General features: G+C 69.6%; 14 protein-coding genes. 6 read left to right on the top strand and 8 right to left on the bottom strand.

Going from position 1 to position 18,110, the window contains the following annotated elements; all coding sequences use genetic code 11:
• Positions 1-4: 4 nt before the first annotated feature.
• The 5 genes from DKG75_RS02420 (at position 5) to DKG75_RS02405 (ending at position 8,474) form a co-directional block, all read left to right on the top strand.
• Entirely contained in the window at positions 5-1,426 is a 1,422-nt protein-coding gene (locus DKG75_RS02420; RefSeq protein ID WP_109919478.1) for a nucleobase:cation symporter-2 family protein, read from the top strand.
• Positions 1,427-1,601: 175 nt separating this feature from the next.
• The gene (locus DKG75_RS22625; protein ID WP_133636872.1) at positions 1,602-1,796 is read left to right on the top strand and encodes a hypothetical protein; all 195 of its coding nucleotides are present in this window, start codon (positions 1,602-1,604) and stop codon (positions 1,794-1,796) included.
• Between the two features lies 1 nt (position 1,797).
• A complete protein-coding gene (locus DKG75_RS02415) occupies positions 1,798-2,697 on the top strand; it encodes a hypothetical protein (protein WP_133636874.1) in 900 nt (299 codons plus the stop codon).
• A gap of 156 nt (positions 2,698-2,853) precedes the next feature.
• Positions 2,854-7,962, top strand: a complete 5,109-nt coding sequence (locus DKG75_RS23685) for an nSTAND1 domain-containing NTPase (RefSeq protein WP_109919476.1) — start codon at positions 2,854-2,856, stop codon at positions 7,960-7,962.
• 83 nt (positions 7,963-8,045) lie between these two features.
• A complete protein-coding gene (locus DKG75_RS02405; RefSeq protein ID WP_109919475.1) occupies positions 8,046-8,474 on the top strand; it encodes a GlcG/HbpS family heme-binding protein in 429 nt (142 codons plus the stop codon).
• Positions 8,475-8,491: 17 nt separating this feature from the next.
• Here DKG75_RS02405 and purU read toward each other — a convergent pair whose 3' ends face one another.
• From purU to DKG75_RS02370, 7 genes are all read right to left on the bottom strand, one after another.
• Positions 8,492-9,352: a formyltetrahydrofolate deformylase gene (gene purU / locus DKG75_RS02400; protein ID WP_109919474.1), complete on the bottom strand. Its 861-nt coding sequence runs from the start codon at positions 9,350-9,352 to the stop codon at positions 8,492-8,494.
• A gap of 66 nt (positions 9,353-9,418) precedes the next feature.
• Positions 9,419-10,720, bottom strand: coding sequence for a type III glutamate--ammonia ligase (gene glnT / locus DKG75_RS02395; protein ID WP_109919473.1), 1,302 nt, complete (start codon positions 10,718-10,720; stop codon positions 9,419-9,421).
• Between the two features lie 28 nt (positions 10,721-10,748).
• The gene (locus tag DKG75_RS02390; protein ID WP_109919472.1) at positions 10,749-12,068 is read right to left on the bottom strand and encodes an FMN-binding glutamate synthase family protein; all 1,320 of its coding nucleotides are present in this window, start codon (positions 12,066-12,068) and stop codon (positions 10,749-10,751) included.
• 15 nt (positions 12,069-12,083) lie between these two features.
• Positions 12,084-12,770, bottom strand: a complete 687-nt coding sequence (locus DKG75_RS02385; RefSeq protein WP_109919471.1) for a GltB/FmdC/FwdC-like GXGXG domain-containing protein — start codon at positions 12,768-12,770, stop codon at positions 12,084-12,086.
• Positions 12,767-13,666, bottom strand: a complete 900-nt coding sequence (locus tag DKG75_RS02380) for a class II glutamine amidotransferase (protein WP_109919470.1) — start codon at positions 13,664-13,666, stop codon at positions 12,767-12,769. The genes DKG75_RS02385 and DKG75_RS02380 overlap by 4 nt, the downstream gene beginning before the upstream one ends.
• 98 nt (positions 13,667-13,764) lie before the next feature.
• On the bottom strand, positions 13,765-14,400 hold the full coding sequence (locus DKG75_RS02375) for a helix-turn-helix domain-containing protein (RefSeq protein WP_109919469.1): 636 nt from the start codon (positions 14,398-14,400) through the stop codon (positions 13,765-13,767).
• Between the two features lie 95 nt (positions 14,401-14,495).
• Positions 14,496-15,245, bottom strand: coding sequence for an SDR family NAD(P)-dependent oxidoreductase (locus DKG75_RS02370; protein WP_109919468.1), 750 nt, complete (start codon positions 15,243-15,245; stop codon positions 14,496-14,498).
• Positions 15,246-15,389: 144 nt separating this feature from the next.
• Between DKG75_RS02370 and aptA the strand changes: the two genes are divergently transcribed.
• Entirely contained in the window at positions 15,390-16,706 is a 1,317-nt protein-coding gene (gene aptA, locus DKG75_RS02365; RefSeq protein WP_109920112.1) for an omega-aminotransferase AptA, read from the top strand.
• A gap of 3 nt (positions 16,707-16,709) precedes the next feature.
• On the opposite strand, the gene DKG75_RS23680 is transcribed toward aptA, so the two are convergent.
• On the bottom strand, positions 16,710-18,083 hold the full coding sequence (locus tag DKG75_RS23680) for a CoA transferase (protein WP_109919467.1): 1,374 nt from the start codon (positions 18,081-18,083) through the stop codon (positions 16,710-16,712).
• Between the last annotated feature and the right edge of the window lie 27 nt (positions 18,084-18,110).

The raw sequence follows: 18,110 nt of genomic DNA, 5'->3' as shown, positions 1-18,110 counted from the left end.
CGTAATGAGCGTACCCCCGCATCCCGTGGACGAGCGACTGCCCGCCCCAAGACTGTTCACCCTCGGTCTTCAGCATGTCCTCGTCATGTATGCGGGGGCGGTGGCCGTCCCGCTGATCATCGGCCGGGCGCTGAAACTGCCGCCGGAACAGGTCTCCGCCCTGATCAATGCCGATCTCTTCGCCTGCGGCATCGCGACCCTGATCCAGTGTATCGGCTTTCCCGGCGTCGGCATCCGCCTGCCGGTGATGATGGGGGTGACCTTCGCCGCGGTCGGGCCCATGCTGGCCATGGCCAATAATCCGGAACTCGGGCTGCTCGGGATCTATGGCGCGGTCATCGTCGCCGGTATCTTCGGCATCGTGGTCGCGCCCTTCGTCTCGCGGCTGCTGCGCTTCTTCCCGCCGGTGGTGACCGGCACCATCATCCTCGTCATCGGCATCAGCCTGATGCGCGTCGGCATCAATTGGGCCGGCGGCGGCCTGCCCACCCTGAAAGCCATGGCCGAACGGGTGGTCAACGAGGTGCCGGTGAAGGAACTGGGCGATTTCGCCAATCCGAACTACGGCCAGCTGGGCGGTCTCGGCCTCGCCCTGTTCGTCCTTGTCGTCATCCTCGGCCTGACCCGCTGGGGCAAGGGTTTCGTGCGCAATGTCGCGGTGCTGATCGGCATCGTCGCCGGCGGTGCCGTCGCCGCCGGCTTCGGCCTGATGCATTTCGACAAGGTGGGCGATGCCCCCTGGTTCGGCCTCGTGGTGCCTTTCGCCTTCGGTGTGCCGACCTTCGATCTCGTCGCCGGGCTGACCATGTGCCTGGTCATGATCGTGGTCATGATCGAATCGACAGGCATGTTCCTGGCGCTCGGCGAGATCACGGGCAAGGCGGTGGACCGGGCGGCCCTGACCAAGGGCCTGCGCGCCGACGGCGTGGGCACCCTGATCGGCGGCATCTTCAATACGTTTCCCTATACGTCCTTCTCGCAGAATGTCGGCCTTGTCGGCGTCACCGGGGTGCGCTCGCGCTATGTCACCGCCGCGGGCGGCGTCATCATGCTGGTGCTGGGCCTGACGCCCAAGCTCGCCGCCCTGGTCGAGGCGGTGCCGGTGGTGGTGCTTGGCGGGGCGGGCATCGTCATGTTCGGCATGGTCGCGGCGACCGGGGTGCGCATCCTGTCCCAGGTCGATTTCAGGACCAGACCGCACAACCAGTTCATCGTCGCCGTCTCGGTCGGCTTCGGCATGATCCCCCTGGTCGCGCCCAATTTCTTCAAGCAATTGCCGCACGGCCTGCATCCCCTGCTCGAATCCGGGATCCTGCTGGCCGCCCTGATCGCCCTGGTCCTGAACCTGTTCTTCAACGGCCTCGGCGGCAAGGCGGAAGCGGAAAGCGCCGCCGCCGGCGCGGCCGCCGCCAGCGACCACGCCTGAGCCCGCGTCGGGCAGGGCCCGGCCCTGCCCGATGATGCCGGCCTGCGCCGCGAATCTGTGCATGCATGTGGAAAAATATGCATAATTTTTAGCCATATTACGCGACGACATGACTGGTCGAATTTGTATCAAATTTGACACAAGAGATTATTTTCCATTAATTTCAAAGACTTGAATGGAATATCCTATTGCCTTTGAAGATGGCATTTTTTTTGATAGTGCTGACCAAGCAGTCAAGATTCTTGGAGGCATGGGCCGCCTGAAAACCGGTGGCAGACCGCGCGAAGATGCGGGCGCAACAACGATCGGGAAACGCCATGGGAACGAAGAAATCGAGACAATGACAGTCCAGCAGGCAAGGAGTGGTTGAAATGGGGGCGAGTGAGAAATTGAAGGGCGGCTTCAGGCGCGGCATCGCCGGGTTGGCGGTGGCCGGGGCGGCCCTGCTGGGCGGCGCCGGCGCGGCCCAGGCCGACATCATCCAGTGGAGCGACACTTTCGTCGGCGTCCGCTACGGCGCCACCTATGCCGAGCCGACGAACAATACCGACGTCGAGAAGGTGATCGTCCAGGGCCAGCACGTCAGCGGCTGGACCTACGGCCAGAACTTCATCAACGTCGACATCCTGTTCGACCTGTCGAAAAGCGACGAACCGGCCAAGGACGGCGCCAGCCCGGCGAAGGAAATCTACGCCGTCTTCCGCGAGAAACTGTCGGCCAGCAAGATCTTCGGCCTCGGCTTCGGCGGCTGGGTCCGCGACATGGGCCTGACCATCGGCGGCGACCTGTCCTACAAGGACGATTCCTTCAACGCCCGGGTGCGCAAGTTCGTCATCGGCCCGACCATCGATTTCGATGTCCCGGGCTTCTGGTCGGTCAGCTTCCTGCTCGGCACCGAAAGCAACAACAATTCGATCCTCAGCCCCTCGGTCGGCGTCGACTTCGAGCCGGCCTTCCGGCTGGAGACCGCCTGGGGCCTGCCCATTCCGATCGACATCGGCGTGCCGGTCACCTTCAAGGGCTTCATGAACATCGTCGGCCCCAAGGGCCCGGACGGCTTCGGCCAGAACACGGTGACCGAAATCCTGCTGGATACGGCGATCATGTTCGACGTCGGCGCCCCCTTCGGCCAGGAGAAGACGTTCATGGTCGGCTTCGGCTATCAATGGTGGAAGAACAAGTTCGGCAACGATCCGGAATTCACCGGCGGCGGCAAGAAGCTGGGCACCGAAGCCTCGGTGCCGCAGTTCGTCGCCGAATTCCACTTCTGATCCGTTTCGAACCGCCGCGGCAGGCTCCGGCCTGCCGCGGCCCGCTTCCCCGGTGCAGACCGTTTTCCCCCTGCACCGGGGGAGTGAACTTGGCCATAGAAGCCCTTAAAGTCCGCCCCTACCCTTGCGACGGGTGACAAGCCAGGGCGGACAGGCATGACGATACGGCAGAAAATTCGCATCTTCGTTTCCTCGCCCGCCGACGTGCGGCCGGAACGGCTGATCACCGAACGCCTGGTCCAGCGCCTCGCCCGCGAATTCGCCTATCACTTCATCATCGAGCCCGTGCTGTGGGAACGCGAGCCGCTGACCGCCGGCGCCCATTTCCAGGACAATATCGTCCCCCCGCGCGAGACCGACCTCGTCGTCTGCATCCTGTGGTCGCGGCTGGGCGTGACCCTGCCGCGCGACCGCTTCCAGGGCGCGCTGACCGGCGGCCCGGTCACCGGCACCGAATGGGAATTCGAGGATGCCCTGGCCGGCTTCCAGGCCGTGAAGCGCCCGGACCTGCTGCTCTACCGCAAAACCGCGCCCCAGGCCGCCGACCTCGACGACGACGCCCGGCTGGAGGAGGCACGGCGCCAGCGCCGGCTGGTCGAGGATTTCATGACCCGCTGGACGCGGGATGCCGAGGGCGGCTTCACCGCCGCCTTCTGGGAATTCGCCGCGACCGGCGAGTTCGAGGATCTGGTCGAGAATCACCTGCGCGAATTGCTGCGCCGGCGCCTGCGCGGCCTGACCGCCGACGGCGAGCGGGTGGAAGGCGAGGTGCGCTGGCACCAGCCGCCCTATCGCGGCCTGCTGTCCTTCGAGCCGGAACATGCCGGCGTCTTCTTCGGCCGCACGAGGGCGCGCAACGAATTGCGCGAATTGCTGCACCGGCAGGCGACGCGGGGCAAGGCCTTCGTCCTGGTCATGGGCGCCTCCGGTTCCGGCAAGTCGTCCCTGGTCAAGGCCGGGCTGCTGCCGGACCTGAAGCTGCCGGGCATGATCGGCCGGGTCGGCCTCGTCCGCCACCTGATCGTGAAACCGTCCGAGGGCGGGGCGGAACCGCTGGGCGCCCTGCTCGCCGCCCTCGGCACCACCGAGGCCCTGCCGGAACTCGCCGCCCTCGGCCTTCAGGCGAAGGCAGACACGCTGGCCGAAACCATCCGCCTCGGGCTGGAGGCGGCCTCGGCCAAGGCCAGCCTCCTGGCCGGGGCGGAGGCGCGGCTGCTCGTCGTCGTCGACCAGCTGGAAGAACTCTTCACCCAGGAACGGATCGGCCTCGAGGCCAGGGACCGCTTCATCGCCGCCCTCGAAGCGCTGGCGACCTCGGGCATCGTCTGGGTGGTCGCGACCATGCGGGCGGATTTCTTCGATGCCCTGGCCGAGGCCCCGCGCCTTGCGACCCTCAGCGGCGGCGAGGCCCGTTTCCTGCTGCTGCCGCCGCGCGACGGCGAGATCGGCGAGATCATCCGCCTGCCCGCCTTCGAGGCCGGCCTGCGGTTCGAGGCCCGCACCGAAACCGGCGAGGCGCTGGACGAGGTGATCCGCGCCACCGCCGCCGCCGCCCCCGGCGCCCTGCCCCTGCTGTCCTTCCTCCTCGACCAGATGTGGCAGGACCGCAGCGCCGAGGGCCTGCTGACCTTCGCCGCCTACGAGCGGCTGGGCGGCCTCGAAGGGGCGCTGGCGCGGCGGGCGGAGGCGGTCTTCGCCGCCCTCGGCCCGGCCTTGCAGGACGCTTTCCCGCCCTTGCTGCGCCAGCTCGTCACCGCCGGCCAGGGCGGCCACGGCCAGGCGACCTCGCGCCCCATGGCCCGCGCCGACCTGTCCCGCACGCCCGAGGCCGCGGGCCTGATCGCCGCCCTGGCGGATGCCCGCCTCCTGGTCGTCGAGGGCGAGATGGTCCGCCTCGCCCATGAGGCGCTGATCACCCATTGGCCGCGGGCGGCGGAACAGATCGCCCTCGACCGCGACGACATCGAGCGCCGCGCCCGGGTCGAAAGCGCCGCCGGCACCTGGGAACGGCAGGCGCGGGACGGCACCCTGCTGCTCCAGAAGGGCCTGGCACTGTCGGAGGCGGAAGACCTGCTGGCCCGGCGCGGCGCGGAACTGCCCGCATCCCTTGCCGATTTCATCGCCCTCTCGTCCGAGACCGCCCGGGCGGCGGAACGGCGCCGCCTGCGCCGCCTGCGCCTGACCGCCAGCGTGCTGGCGATCCTGGCCGCCGGCGCCGGCATCGGCGCCTGGTTCGGCTTCACCGGCCAGGCGGAAGCGGAACGCCAGGCGGTGATCGCCGAGAACAATGCCGCCGAAGCCGACCGCCGCCGCATCGACGCCCAGTCGGCGACCGCCCGCGCCCTGACCGAAAAGGCCCGCATCGCGCTCGAAGCCGGCGCCACCGACCGCGCCCTCGCCCTGATCGCCGAAGCCCTGCCCGCCCCCGGCGAGACCCCGCCCCGCCCGCTGGTGCCCGAGGCGGCGGCGGCGGCCCGCGAGATCGCCGCCGCCGAGATCGTCACCGGTTACATCGATTTCGGCGAGGACGGCCCGGGCGCGATCGCCGTCAGCCCGGACGGCCGGACCGCCTTCGTCGGCAGCGCGGAAGGCCTGCTTCGCCTGGACCTGACCCGGGCCGCCGTCGCCGGGGTGGTGACCGCGGCCGCCGGCCTCGGGCCCCTTGCCTTCTCGCCCGAGGGGGACCGGCTGCTGACCCAGGGCAGCGACACGCCCCTGACCCTGCGCACCCTGGACGGCGCCGAAGTGGCAAGGTTCGAAGGCATGACCAAGGTCGCGACCGCCGCCTACAGCCCGGGCGGCGATGTCGTCGCCGGGGATTTCGAGGGGCGGATCGCGGTCTGGGCGCCGGGCGGCGGCGCCCCGCGCTTTACCTTGCAGGTCGAGGGGGATTACATTGCCCGCCTGGCCCTGCCCCGGCCCGACCGCGCCTTCGCCGCCACCGGCAAGGGCGTGATCGTCGCCTTCGATCCGCAGGCGGGGCGCGAATTGTGGCGGACCCCGGTGCTCGAAGGCGACGAGCCCCGTCTCGCCGCCTCGGCCGACGGCCGCCATGTCGCCCTTGCCGCCTATAGTGCCGGCCTCGCGGTGGTCGACGGCGAGACCGGCGCGGTCGTCGCCCGCCGGCCCGACGCGGTCGCCACCGGCGGCCTGCTGTTCCGGCGGGTCGGCGGCGGGCTGCTGGCCTTCGGGCGCGACGCCACCACCTGGGGGGCGGGCAATGGTTTCGAGCTTCAGGCGACCATGCCCATGGGCATGCTGGACATGACCGCCCTGGCGCTGGACGAGGCATCGGGCATCGCCGTCGCCCTCTCGCACGAGCGGGGGGTGGAGATCTGGAACCTGGACCTGGAACAGCGCCTGCTGCGCGCCGATCTCGGCGGCACCGACGGGGTCTGGGACCGGGTGGTCACCGGCGGGCGGCGGGCGGTGGCGATCAGCCGCGACGGCCGCCTTGCCGTCCTCGACCTGTCGGGCCTGCTGCCGGAGACGGTGATCGACCACTCGACCGCCGTCGCCTTCGGCGCAGGGGCCGAATATGTCGGCACCGCGGCCGCGACCGGCGACGGCAAGACCATCTACGCCCTGTTCCGGAACGGGCAGTTGCGCCCGGTCGATGTCGCCGGGGCAAGCCTCGGCCCGGCGCTGCCCGATGTCGCCAAGGATCTCTATTTCGTCACCACCGACGGCAGCGGCCGGCAGCTGGCCGCCCTCGACCTCGAAAAGCAGCGGATCGACCTGATCGCCGGGACGCCCGGCGCCGCGGCCGGCTCCTTCACCATTCCCGATCCCGACTATGGCCGGGCCCGCCGGCTGGAAAGCCTGGCCTTGAGCCCGGACGGGCGCTTCCTGGCCGTGATCTGGCCGGACGGCGGCGCCCTGATCGACATCGCCAAAGAGGCCGGCGTCGCCGATTTCAAGCTCCGCAACGTGCTCGGCAATGTCGCCGCCTTCAGTGCCGACGGCAGCCTGCTGGCCATCGCCCAGGGCGACGGCACCCTCGCCCTGTTCGACGGGCGGACCGGCGCCGCCAAAGGGCTGATCCACGGCACGCCCGAGAATGCCATGTCTGTCGCCGTGTCGCCGGACGGCCGGTCGGCCCTGCTCGGCACCAGCACCGGCGAGGTGGCGACGGTCGATCTCGCCCGGGGCATCGCCGGGCAGAAGCTGCGCATCGCCCCGCCGACCGACGCCAGCCCGCCGATCGATTTCGTCGCCCATGTCGCCTATGCCGACGGCGGCCGGCTGGCCCTGGCCGACAGCCGGCGCGGCGGCGTGGTCCTGTTCGATCCGGCCGGCGGCGCGATCCTGGCGCGCCGCCCGGCCGGCGGGGTCGGCGCCTTCGCCTTCGATCCCGTGCGGCGGCGCATCGCCGTCGTGCCCGGCAACCTGGGCGGCACCGCCGGGGCGCGCCTGCGCTGGTACGACATGCCGGCGCTGGCCCTGGCGCCGGGGGCGGACGGGCTTGCCCTCACCCGCTCGCTGGGCCGCCGCGGCCTGAGCGGGGCGGAACGGATCGACGCCTTCCTCGACGCGCCGCCGGCCCCGGCCGATCCGGCTGCCGATCCCGTCCGCCTGTGCGACCAGGGCGCCGCCGATCCCTTCGATCCCGGAAAACAGGCGCCGGGCGTCGCCCTGCCCGACCAGCCGCCCCTGTTCCCGGCCCCGGGGGTCGAGGATCCGGTGGCCCGCGCCTGTGCCGAAGCGGCCAGAATGCAGCCGGCCGAGGCCCGCTTCCCCTATCAGGAAGCCCGCGCCCTCTATCGCAGCGGGGCGCGGGACCGGGCGCTCGCCCGGCTCGATGTCGCGGCGAGTGCCGGCTATGCCCCCGCCCTCGTCCTCCGCGCCGCCTTCCACGCCGAGGCTCGCGCCCCGGAGAAGGCCCAGGCCCTGCTCGACCAGGCCTTTGGCCTCGGCAGCGCGGCGGCAGCGCTGGCCCTGGCCGAAGGCGCCGGCGATCCGGTCAAGGCCGCCCCCCTGTGGCAGGCCGCATCGGCGCGCGGCGACGGCCGGGGCGACTACGCCCTCGGCATCCAGGCCGAGGCGGCGAGCGGCGGCGCGCCCGAGGGGCTGGCCCAGGCGCTGCGCCATTATCTGGTCGCGGCCCAGCGCCTCGCCGCGCTTGGGCCCGGGGCCGCGGCCGAGCGGGACAAGGCCATGGCCGCGCGCGGCCGGCTGGTCGCCGCCCTGATCGCCCAGGGACCGGCGGGCCTGCAAAAGGCGCTGGAGGCGATCCGCGCCGCCGAGGGGCCGGGCCAGGGCTGAGCCGGCGCCCGCCGAAACGGCGGGTGCGCCCCCGCCCGCCCGCCGGTAACATCCCCTGGCCGCAACACGGAGGGGGAGAAGCCATGGACAAATCGGTGCCGGCCCGGCACATCGGCTGGCGCGCCGCCGCGACGGCGCTGGCGGCCGCGGTCGCCCGGGCGGAGACGCTGGGTGTGAAGGTCAATGTCGCCGTGGTCGATTCCGGCGGCAATCTGGCCGGCTTCCTGCGCATGCCCGGCGCCTTCCTGCCCTCGATCGACATCGCCATCGACAAAGCCTGGACCGCCGCCGGTTTCGGTTTCCCGACCATCGAGGCCCCGGCCGTCCTGGCCGGTCTGCCGGAAAACGTGCGCGCCGGCCTTGCCGGCCGGCCGCGCGTCACCTTTTTCGGCGGCGGCGTGCCGCTGTTCGACCAGGGCGTGCCGATCGGCGGTATCGGCGTTTCCGGCGGCTCGGACGAACAGGACCACGATTGCGCCCTGGCCGGCGTCGCGGCCCTGGACGCCGCCTGAGCGCCCGCGCCGCTCGTTTACTGGCGGAAGACCACGGTCTTCCGGCCGTTCAGCAGCACCCGGTCCTCGAGATGGGCGGCAATGGCGCGGGCGAGCACGCGGCGCTCGATGTCGCGGCCCTTGGCGACCAGATCCTCGGCGCTGTCCTGGTGGCTGATGCGCTCCACGTCCTGCTCGATGATCGGGCCTTCGTCGAGGTCGGAGGTGACGTAATGGGCGGTGGCGCCGATCAGCTTCACGCCCCGCTCATGGGCCTGGTGATAGGGCTTGGCGCCCTTGAAGCCGGGCAGGAAGGAATGGTGGATGTTGATGCAGCGCCCGACCAGCTTGGCCGCCAGCCCGTCGGACAGCACCTGCATATAACGCGCCAGCACCACCAGTTCGGCCCCCGACTCCTTGACCAGGGCCCAGACCGCCGCTTCCTGTTCCAGCTTGGTCGCCTTGGTCACCGGCAGGTGGTGGAAGGGGATGCCGTCGAAATCGAGATGCTGATAAGTCTCGCGCGGGTGGTTCGAGGCGATGGCGGCGATGTCCATCACGATGTCACCGCTGCGCCAGCGATAGAGGATGTCGGCCAGGCAATGGTCCGACTTCGAGACCAGCAGCATCACCTTGCGCTTCTCGCTCTTCGCCCGGATGGTCCAGTCCATGGCGAAATGCTCGGCGATCGCGGCGAAGCCGTCGCGGATCAGGCCGACGCTGGAGCCCTCCGCCACCGCCTCGAAGACGACGCGCATGAAGAAGCGGCCGGTCTCGGTGTCGTCGAACTGATGGGCTTCGAGGATATTCGCGCCGGCTTCGAACAGATAGGTCGAAACCCGGGCGACGATGCCCGGCCGGTCGGGGCAGGACAGGGTCAGAATCGCTGCGTTGGACATTTTATTCTCGGCACTCGCTGGACTGCGCGGCCAGAAAGCCTCTTGGCCGCGCCACGTCAAGCCGGATCAACAGTCTAGGGTGGTTTCCCGCTCCCATTGGGTGAGGTGGCGGGCATAGGCGTTCCAGTCGTCATGCTTCAGTTTCAGGTAGGACGACAGGAAGGCGCTGCCGAGCCCCTCTTTCAGGACGGCGGATTTTTCCAGGGTGCGGAGCGCGTCCAGGAGATTGAGCGGCAGCTTCCGCGCCCCCCTCACCTTGTGGCCCTCGGTATACATGTTGATGTCCAGGCGGGGGCCGGGGTCCTTGCCGTTGGCGATCCCGTCGAGGCCGGCGACGAGCACGGCCGCGGGCAGCAGATAGGGATTGGCGGCGCCATCGGCCAGGCGGAACTCGAAGCGACCGCTTTCCGGGATGCGGATCATATGGGTGCGGTTGTTGCCGGTATAGGTGACCGTATTGGGCGACCAGGTGGCGCCCGAAAGCGTCACCGGGGCATTGATCCGCTTGTAGGAATTGACCGCCGGGTTGGTCAGGGCACACATCGCCTGCGCCTCCGCCATCACGCCGGCGATGAATTGATAGCCGGTCGCGGACAGGCCAAGCGCGCCCGCCTCGTCCTCGAAGACATTGCGCCCGCCCTGCCACAGCGAGACATGCATGTGGCAGCCGTTGCCGGTCAGGTTGATGAAGGGTTTGGGCATGAAGGTGGCGCGCAAGCCATGCTTTTCCGCGATCGCCTTGACCATGTACTTGAAGAAGGCGTGGCGGTCGGCGGTGACCAGGGCATTGTCGTATTCCCAGTTCATCTCGAACTGGCCGTTCGCGTCCTCGTGGTCGTTCTGATAGGGCTTCCAGCCCAGCGCCAGCATGCAGTCGCAGATTTCGGTGATGACGTCATAGCGCCGCATCAGGATCTGCTGGTCGTAACAGGGCTTGGCCGCCGTATCCGCCGGGTCGGAAACCCCCTGGCCGTCGGCGGTGATGAGGAAATATTCGCATTCGACCCCGGTCTTCATCTCGAAGCCGGCGTCCGCCGCCCGGGCCAGGGCGCGTTTCAGCACGGTGCGCGGCGCCTGGTCGACGAGGGCGCCATCCATCCACAGGTCGGCGGCGAGCCAGCCCACTTCCGGCTTCCAGGGCAGTTGGATCAGGCTTTCGGGGTCGGGCACGGCGAAAAGGTCGCTGTTGGCCGGGCTCATGTCCAGCCAGGTGGCGAAACCGGCAAAGCCGGCGCCGGCCTTGGCCATGGCGTTGATCGCCTGGGCCGGCACCAGTTTCGCCCGCTGGACGCCGAACAGGTCGGTATAGGAAATCAGGAAGTATTTGATGCCCTTGTCCTTGGCCGCCTCGCCCAGATCGATCGCCATCACCCTGCCCCGTCTTGTCGGTTGATACTCAGTACGTGCCCCGGCCGGGGATCCAGTCGGTGCCGGCCAAGGGCACGCGGGCCATGGCCGCCGCCTCCACGGTCAGGGCCACCAGATCCTCGGGTTCCAGGTTGTGGACATGGCTCTTGCCGCAGGCCCGCGCGATGGTCTGGGCCTCCAGCGTCAGCACCGCCAGGTAATTGGCCAGCCGCCGCCCGGCCAGCACCGGGTCGAGGCGCGCCGCCAGCGCCGGGTCCTGGGTGGTGATGCCGGCCGGATCGCGGCCCTCGTGCCAATCGTCATAGGCGCCGGCGGTGGTGCCCAGCTTGTTGTATTCGGCCTCCAGCGCCGGGTCGTTGTCGCCCAGCGCCACCAGCGCCGCCGTCCCGATCGAGACTGCATCGGCGCCGAGCGCCAGGCATTTCGCCACATCCGCCCCGTTGCGGATCCCGCCCGAGACGACGAGCTGCACCTTCCTGTGCAGGCCCAGGTCCTGCAACGCCTGCACCGCCGGCCGGATCGCCGAGAGCAGCGGAATGCCGACATGCTCGATGAAGACTTCCTGGGTCGCGGCCGTGCCGCCCTGCATGCCGTCCAGCACCACGACATCGGCGCCCGATTTCACCGCCAGCGCCGTATCGTAATAGGGCCGGGCCGCGCCCACCTTCACATAGATCGGCTTTTCCCAATCCGTGATCTCGCGCAATTCCTCGATCTTGATTTCGAGATCGTCCGGCCCGGTCCAATCCGGGTGGCGGCAGGCGGAACGCTGGTCGATGCCTTCGGGCAGGCAGCGCATGCCGGCGACCCGCTTGGAGATCTTCTGGCCCAGCAGCATGCCGCCGCCGCCCGGCTTCGCCCCCTGGCCGACCACCACCTCGATGGCATCGGCCTTGCGCAGATCGTCCGGATTCATGCCATAGCGCGACGGCAGGTATTGATAGACCAGGATCGAGGAATGGCCCCGCTCCTCCGGCGTCATGCCACCGTCGCCGGTCGTCGTGGAGGTGCCCATGGCGGAGGCCCCGCGCCCGAGCGCTTCCTTGGCCTCGGCCGAGAGCGAGCCGAAGCTCATGCCCGCGATGGTGACCGGGATCTTCAACTCGACCGGCTTCTTCGCGAAGCGGGAGCCGAGCACCACCCCCGTCCCGCATTTCTCGCGGTAGCCTTCGAGGGGATAGCGGCTGATCGAAGCGCCGAGGAACAGCAGGTCGTCCAGATGCGGCAATTTCCGCTTCGAGCCACCGCCCCTGATGTCATAGAGGCCGGTCGCCGCCGCGCGGCGGATCTCCGACAGGGTGTAATCGTCGAAGGTGGCGGATTTGCGGGGGAAAGTCGTGAAGCTCATCGCCTGTCTCGCCGGTCAGTAGGCGCCGACATTGTCGACATGGAAGTGATAGAGCGTGCGGGCCGAGCCGTAACGCCGGAAGTCCGAGACGTCGACGGTGCCGTCGAGCCCCGCCGCCTTCAGCCGGGCGAAGAGCTGGGCCTTATGCGCCTCGCCCATCTCCTTCTCGATACAGTCGGCGCCGAGGCTGGCGACCGTGCCGCGCACGAAAAGCCGCGCCTCGTAGATCGAATCGCCCAGCGCCTCGCCGGCATCGCCAAGGACGACGAGGCTGCCGGCCTGGGCCATGAAGGCGGACATATGGCCGACATTGCCCTTCACGAGAATGTCCACACCCTTCATCGAAATGCCGCAGCGAGCGGAGGCATTGCCGTCGATCACCAGGGTGCCGCCCTGGGCCGTGGCCCCCGCCGCCTGGCTGGCGTCGCCCTTCACATGCACCCGGCCGGACATCATGTTCTCGGCCAGGCCAACGCCGGCATTGCCGTTCACCGTGATCGAGGCATGCTGGTTCATGCCGGCGCAGTAATAGCCGACATGACCATCGACCTCGACCGTGACCGGGGCATCGACCCCGGCCGCGATCGAATGCAACCCGGCAGGGTTCAGCACTTTCCAGTGCCGGTGGGCCTTGTCGGCGTGCAGCGCCGCGTTCAGATCGCGCACCCGAGCGGTGGCGAGATCGATCACCTTGGCGGTCATGCCGCGCGCTCCCAGAAATAGACGGTGGCGGGTTCCGGCTCGAAGACGCGGGCAGTCTCGATCCCCGGCAGGCCGGCAAGGGCCCGGAATTCGGAACCGAAGGCGACATAGGCTTCGGTCTCGGCCATCACCGCCGGCTTGCAGGCGATCGGGTCGCGCAGCACGCCGAAGCCGTTCTCGGTGCCGACGACGAAGGTGAAGAAACCGTCCAGGTCGCCCAGCGCCGCCTTCAGGGCATCGCCCAGTGCCTCGCCCTTCGCAAGGCGGGAGGTCAGGTAACCGGCCGCGACCTCGCTGTCGTTCTCGGTCTCGAACTGGACGCCGCCGCGCGCCAGCTCGCGGCGCAGGGCATTGTGGTTGGAGAGCGAGCCGTTGTGCACCAGGCACTGGTCCCGCCCGGTCGAGAACGGGTGGGCGCCGTTGGTGGTGACGGCGCTTTCGGTCGCCATGCGGGTGTGGCCGATGCCGTGGCTGCCGGTCATGGCGGCAAGGCCGAAACGGTCGGCCACCGCCGCCGGCAGGCCCACTTCCTTGTAGATTTCCATGCGCGCCCCGCTGCCCACCACCGTGATCTCCGGATGATCGGCGGCCAGGGCCGCGCGCACCGCCGCCTCGGCGGCCACCGGCACCTCGACGATCAGGTGGGTATCGCGCAGCGCAATGGCGACTTCCGCCCCGGCGATACCGCGCAAACCCGCCTCCAGCCGGTCGGGATCGACGCCCGCCGCCGCCCGCAGCGACAGTTTCACGAAGCCCGGCCGGCCGCCGCCATAGACGGCGAACCCCGCGCTGTCCGGGCCCCGGTCGCTCATCACCCCCAGCATGCGGGCGAGAAGTTCACCCAGCCGGGGTTCGAGCGCAGGGTCCTTGATGAACAATCCGACGATGCCGCACATGCGCCTGCCTCAACCATGAACCGATGCCTCGTTCATAGCGGGAAGCGCCCACCGCGTCAACGGTGAGGAATATAATTTTCCTGGAAAGAAATTTCCACTCAGTCGTCGCGGCGATAGATGATGATCGAGAGATAGGTGGCGGGCAGAGTCACCAGCCGGTCGGGGCCATGGGCGGCGCCGCTGTCGAACAGCAGGGCATCGCCCGGCTTCAGGTCGTAGAGCCGGTCGCCGTGGCGATACTGGATCTCGCCCGCCAGCATGTAGATGAATTCCGTGCCGCCGTGCTGGAAGGCGGTATAGGGCGCCGCCTCCTCGCGCAGGGTGATCAGATAGGGTTCGCAGACGATGTCGCCGCCCAGGGCATGGCCCAGCAGTTCGTACTGGTGGCCGACCTTGGTGCCCCGCCGCTCGATCACCACGCCCTGGCCGGCGCGGACATAGGAACAGTCGCGCTTTTCGTCGAAGGCGGCGAACAGCGCGGTGATCGGCACGTTGAGCGCCAAGGCCAGCGCCTGGATGGTGCTGAGCGAGGGGGAGATCTGCCCGTTCTCGATCTTCGACAGCATGCCGGTGGAAATCCCGGCCGCGGTCGCCAGATGGGCGACGGTCAGGTCGAGCTGGCGACGCAGGTTGCGGATCTGCACGCCGAGCGCCTGTTCCAGCGTCCGGTTGGCGACGGCGGGCGCGCCCGAGCCGGTGGTGTAATCGGTGCCGTCGGCATCGCGGTCGGTCAAGTCGAACCCCTGCTAACCCTTTTTACGCCGGCCGCCCCCTGCCGGGCGCCCGTTCACCCTGCCAAATTATCCGAGGCGGCACGAAAAAGCCGCCACTACTTGCGGTGGACGGCGAAGGGCGACCAGCTCTGGCTGACCGGCATCAGTTCGATCGCATTGATGTTCATATGGGCCGGCAGGGTGGCGACATGGAAGATGGTCTCGGCGATATCTTCCGGCTGCAGGGGGTCGGCGCCGCCATAGAGCTTGTCGTAAGCCTCCTGGTTGCCGCCGGTGCGCACCAGGGTGAATTCGCTTTCGCACATGCCCGGCTCGATCGAGGTGACGCGCACCCCCGTCCCCGCCAGGTCGCAGCGCAGGCCATAGGAGAACTGACGCACGAACGCCTTGGTGCCGCCATAGACATTGCCGCCCGGATAGGGCCAATGGGCGGCGACCGAGGCGAGGTTGATCACCCCGCCCTTCGTCTCGATCAGCTTCGGCAGCAGGAAGCGGGTGATGGTGACGAGGCCGGTGATATTGGTGTCGATCATCTGCCGCCATTGGGCGAGGTCGGCGGTCTGCGCCGGCCCGGTGCCAAGAGCAAGACCGGCATTGTTCACCAGCCAGTCGATGCGGGCGAAAGCCGCCGGCAGGGCATCGAGGGCAGCCGCGATCGCCGCCTCGTCGCGCATGTCGAAGGCGGCGCCGTGGAAATTCTCCGCGCCCAGTTCGGCCTTCAGGGTATCCAGCCGGTCGGCGCGGCGGCCCGTCCCGATCACCTTCCAGCCGGCGGCGACGAAGCGGCGGCTGGCGGCGGCGCCGAAGCCGGCGGTGGCACCGGTGATGAGGACGGTTTTCGACATGGGCGGACCTCCAAACTTTCCTGAATGCGACTGTATGGTGCCAGATGACAGTCTGGACCACCGAAATCCCACTTCGTGGATCTATCAACTGGCACCGATCCGGCAGACTGTGCACTGACTCCCCTGGCTTTTGGAATGCCGATCATGAATGCCCTCCTGCCGAAGATGGACCATCACTGGCTGCCCTTCACCAACAACCGCCTGTTCCGGCAGGAGCCGCAGATCTTCGCCCGGGCCGAGGGGGTGCGCTATTGGACGCCGGAGGGGCGGGAGATCCTGGACGGTTCCGCCGGCCTGTTCTGCTGCGCCGCCGGCCACGGCCGGCGCGAGATCGCCGATGCGGTCCACCGGCAGTTGATGACCCTCGACTACACGCCGCATTTCCAGCGCGCGGCCAATGTTTCCTTCGAATTCGCCGAACGGCTGGCCGGCCTCCTGCCCGAGGGCATCGACCGCCTGTTCTTCGGCAACTCGGGGTCGGAGGCGGTCGATTCCGCGGTCAAGATCGTCCTCGCCTATCACAAGGCCAGGGGGCAGAGCCAGCGCACCCGCTTCGTCTCGCGCAACTGGGCCTATCACGGCGTCAACATGGGCGGGACCTCGCTGGCCGGCATGGTCAACAACCGGCGCGACTTCGGCGCCGTCACCTTCGATGCCGTCCACATGCGCCACACCTGGACGGAAGAACAGCGCTTCACCCGCGGCCAGCCGGATACCGGCGCCGACCGGGCGGATGACCTCGAAGACCTCTGCCGTCTCTACGGCGGGGAGACCATCGCCGCCGTCTTCATCGAGCCGATCGCCGGCTCGATCGGCACCATCGTGCCCCCTAAGGGCTATCTCGAAAAGATCCGGGCGATCTGCGACCGATACGGCATCGTCCTTGTCTTCGACGAGGTGATCACCGGCTTCGGGCGCACAGGCGCCGCCTTCGCCGCCCAGGAATTCGCCGTGACGCCCGACGTCATCACCATGGCCAAGGCGCTGACCAATGGCGTCATCCCCATGTCCGCCGTCGCGGTGAAGCGCGAGATGCAGGCCGCCGTGATCGATGCCGCCGAGGGCGACCGGCCCGAACTCTTCCACGGCTATACCTATTCCGCCCATCCGGTCGCCTGCGCCGCCGGCCTCGCCGCCCTGGACATCTATCGCGACGAGGACCTGTTCGGCCGGGGCAAGGCCCTGTCGGGCCATTTCCTCGACACGGTGTTCGGCCTGCGCAACCTGCCCCAGGTCGTGGACCTGCGCGGTTACGGCATGCTGGCCGGCATCCAGCTGAAGCCGGGCGCCACCCCCGGCGCCAAGGGCAGCATCGCCCAGCGCCGCCTGTTCGATGCCGGCCTGCACGTCAAGGCGACGGGCGATGCGCTGATCTTCGCCCCCGCCCTGGTCGCCGGCACCGACGACATCGACCGCATGGGCGACATCCTGCGGCGCATTCTCGGCGACGCCGACCTGTAACCCTCAAGACCACGCCGGCGGCGCCGACCCCAGCGCCGCCGCCGGCAGGTCGGAGGCCAGGGTAATGCCGCCGATCGCGACCGGCGGCTTCAAGCGCAGCGCGGGGCCCCAGGGCGTTTTCTCGACCGTCTCCGCATAGTCCTCGTCCGCCGCCCCGGCGAAGGGCCGGCCCGGCACCTGCAAGACCGGCAGGGCCAGCGCCGTCCGCGCCAGGGACAGGCGGGCACTCAGCCCCTGCCCGGTCGTCCGCCGGGCCAGCAGGCCGCGCAGCGCCGCCGCCGCCATCAGATAGCCGGTGGCATGGTCGAGCGCCTGCACCGGCAGGGGCACCGGCTGCGCCAGTCCCTGCCAGCGCTGGCCCGCCGCCGCGATCCCGGCGGACATTTGCACCAGACTGTCGAAGCCCCGCCGCCCGGCCCAGGGCCCGGAATGGCCGTAGGCCGACAGCGAAACATCGACCAGCCCCGGATTGACCGCCCGGCGTTCCTCATCGCCGAAGCCGAGCGCCGCCAGCGCCCCCGGCCGATAGCCATGGACAAGGACATCGGCCGAGGCCAGCAGGGCGCGGAACTGCTCGCGTCCCGCCGGATCGCGGAGGTCGAGACGGGCGCAGCGCTTGCCCAGGATCACGTCCGGTACCACTGCCGGCTCGTCCCAGCCCGGGGGATCGAGGCGCAGCACCGCCGCCCCGAGGCCGGCCAGGAAGCGGGTGGCGACCGGCCCCGCCAGCACCCGGGTCAGGTCCAGCACCCGGATGCCCGCCAGGGGCCGGGGCCCGTCCGGCCGCCAGCGCGGCGGTGTCGCGGGCTCGTGCAGGGCCAGGGCGACCAGGGGTTCGGCCGCCACGGCCCGGCCCTGGGGGTGGGCGGCCCAGGCGGCGGTGCCGCGCATGGCCGCCGCGCAGCCGCCGGCCGCGACCACCGCCTGTTCGAGATCGTCCGCCCGCCATGCGGCGACCGCCGCCGCGACCCTCGCCCGCTCCGCCGGGCAGCCGAGCACGGCCAGCGCCGCATCGCGGTGGCGCGGGGCATTGGTGTGCAGGCGGATCCAGCCGTCCGCCGCCGGGTAATCGCCGGCGATGACATCCCAGACCGCCGGCAATGCCCAACCCAAGGGCTTGATCGACCAGCGGAACCAGGCATTGGCCAGATGGCGGTCGACCGCCACCGGCCCCGCCGTGCCCGTCAGTGCCGCCACCGCCAGCCCGGCGGTGCCGATGGCGGCCGTGGCCAGGGTGGTCACGGCATAGCAGGACGGCAGGACGTCGTCGCCCGTCACCACCAGCCGGCCGGCAAGGGCCGGCGGCAGGTCCAGGGCGACAAGGGCTTCGCGCAGCAGGGCGGCGAAAACAGCGGGTTCGTTGGGAGTGACTGGCATGGGCAGTCTCCTTCCTGGCGGGAAGGC

Origin of the sequence: Zavarzinia compransoris, from assembly GCF_003173055.1 — a bacterium.
Lineage (GTDB): Bacteria > Pseudomonadota > Alphaproteobacteria > Zavarziniales > Zavarziniaceae > Zavarzinia > Zavarzinia compransoris.
The sequence above is the reverse complement of the archived record's forward strand: the minus strand, read 5'-3'. Positions and strand labels throughout refer to the sequence as shown.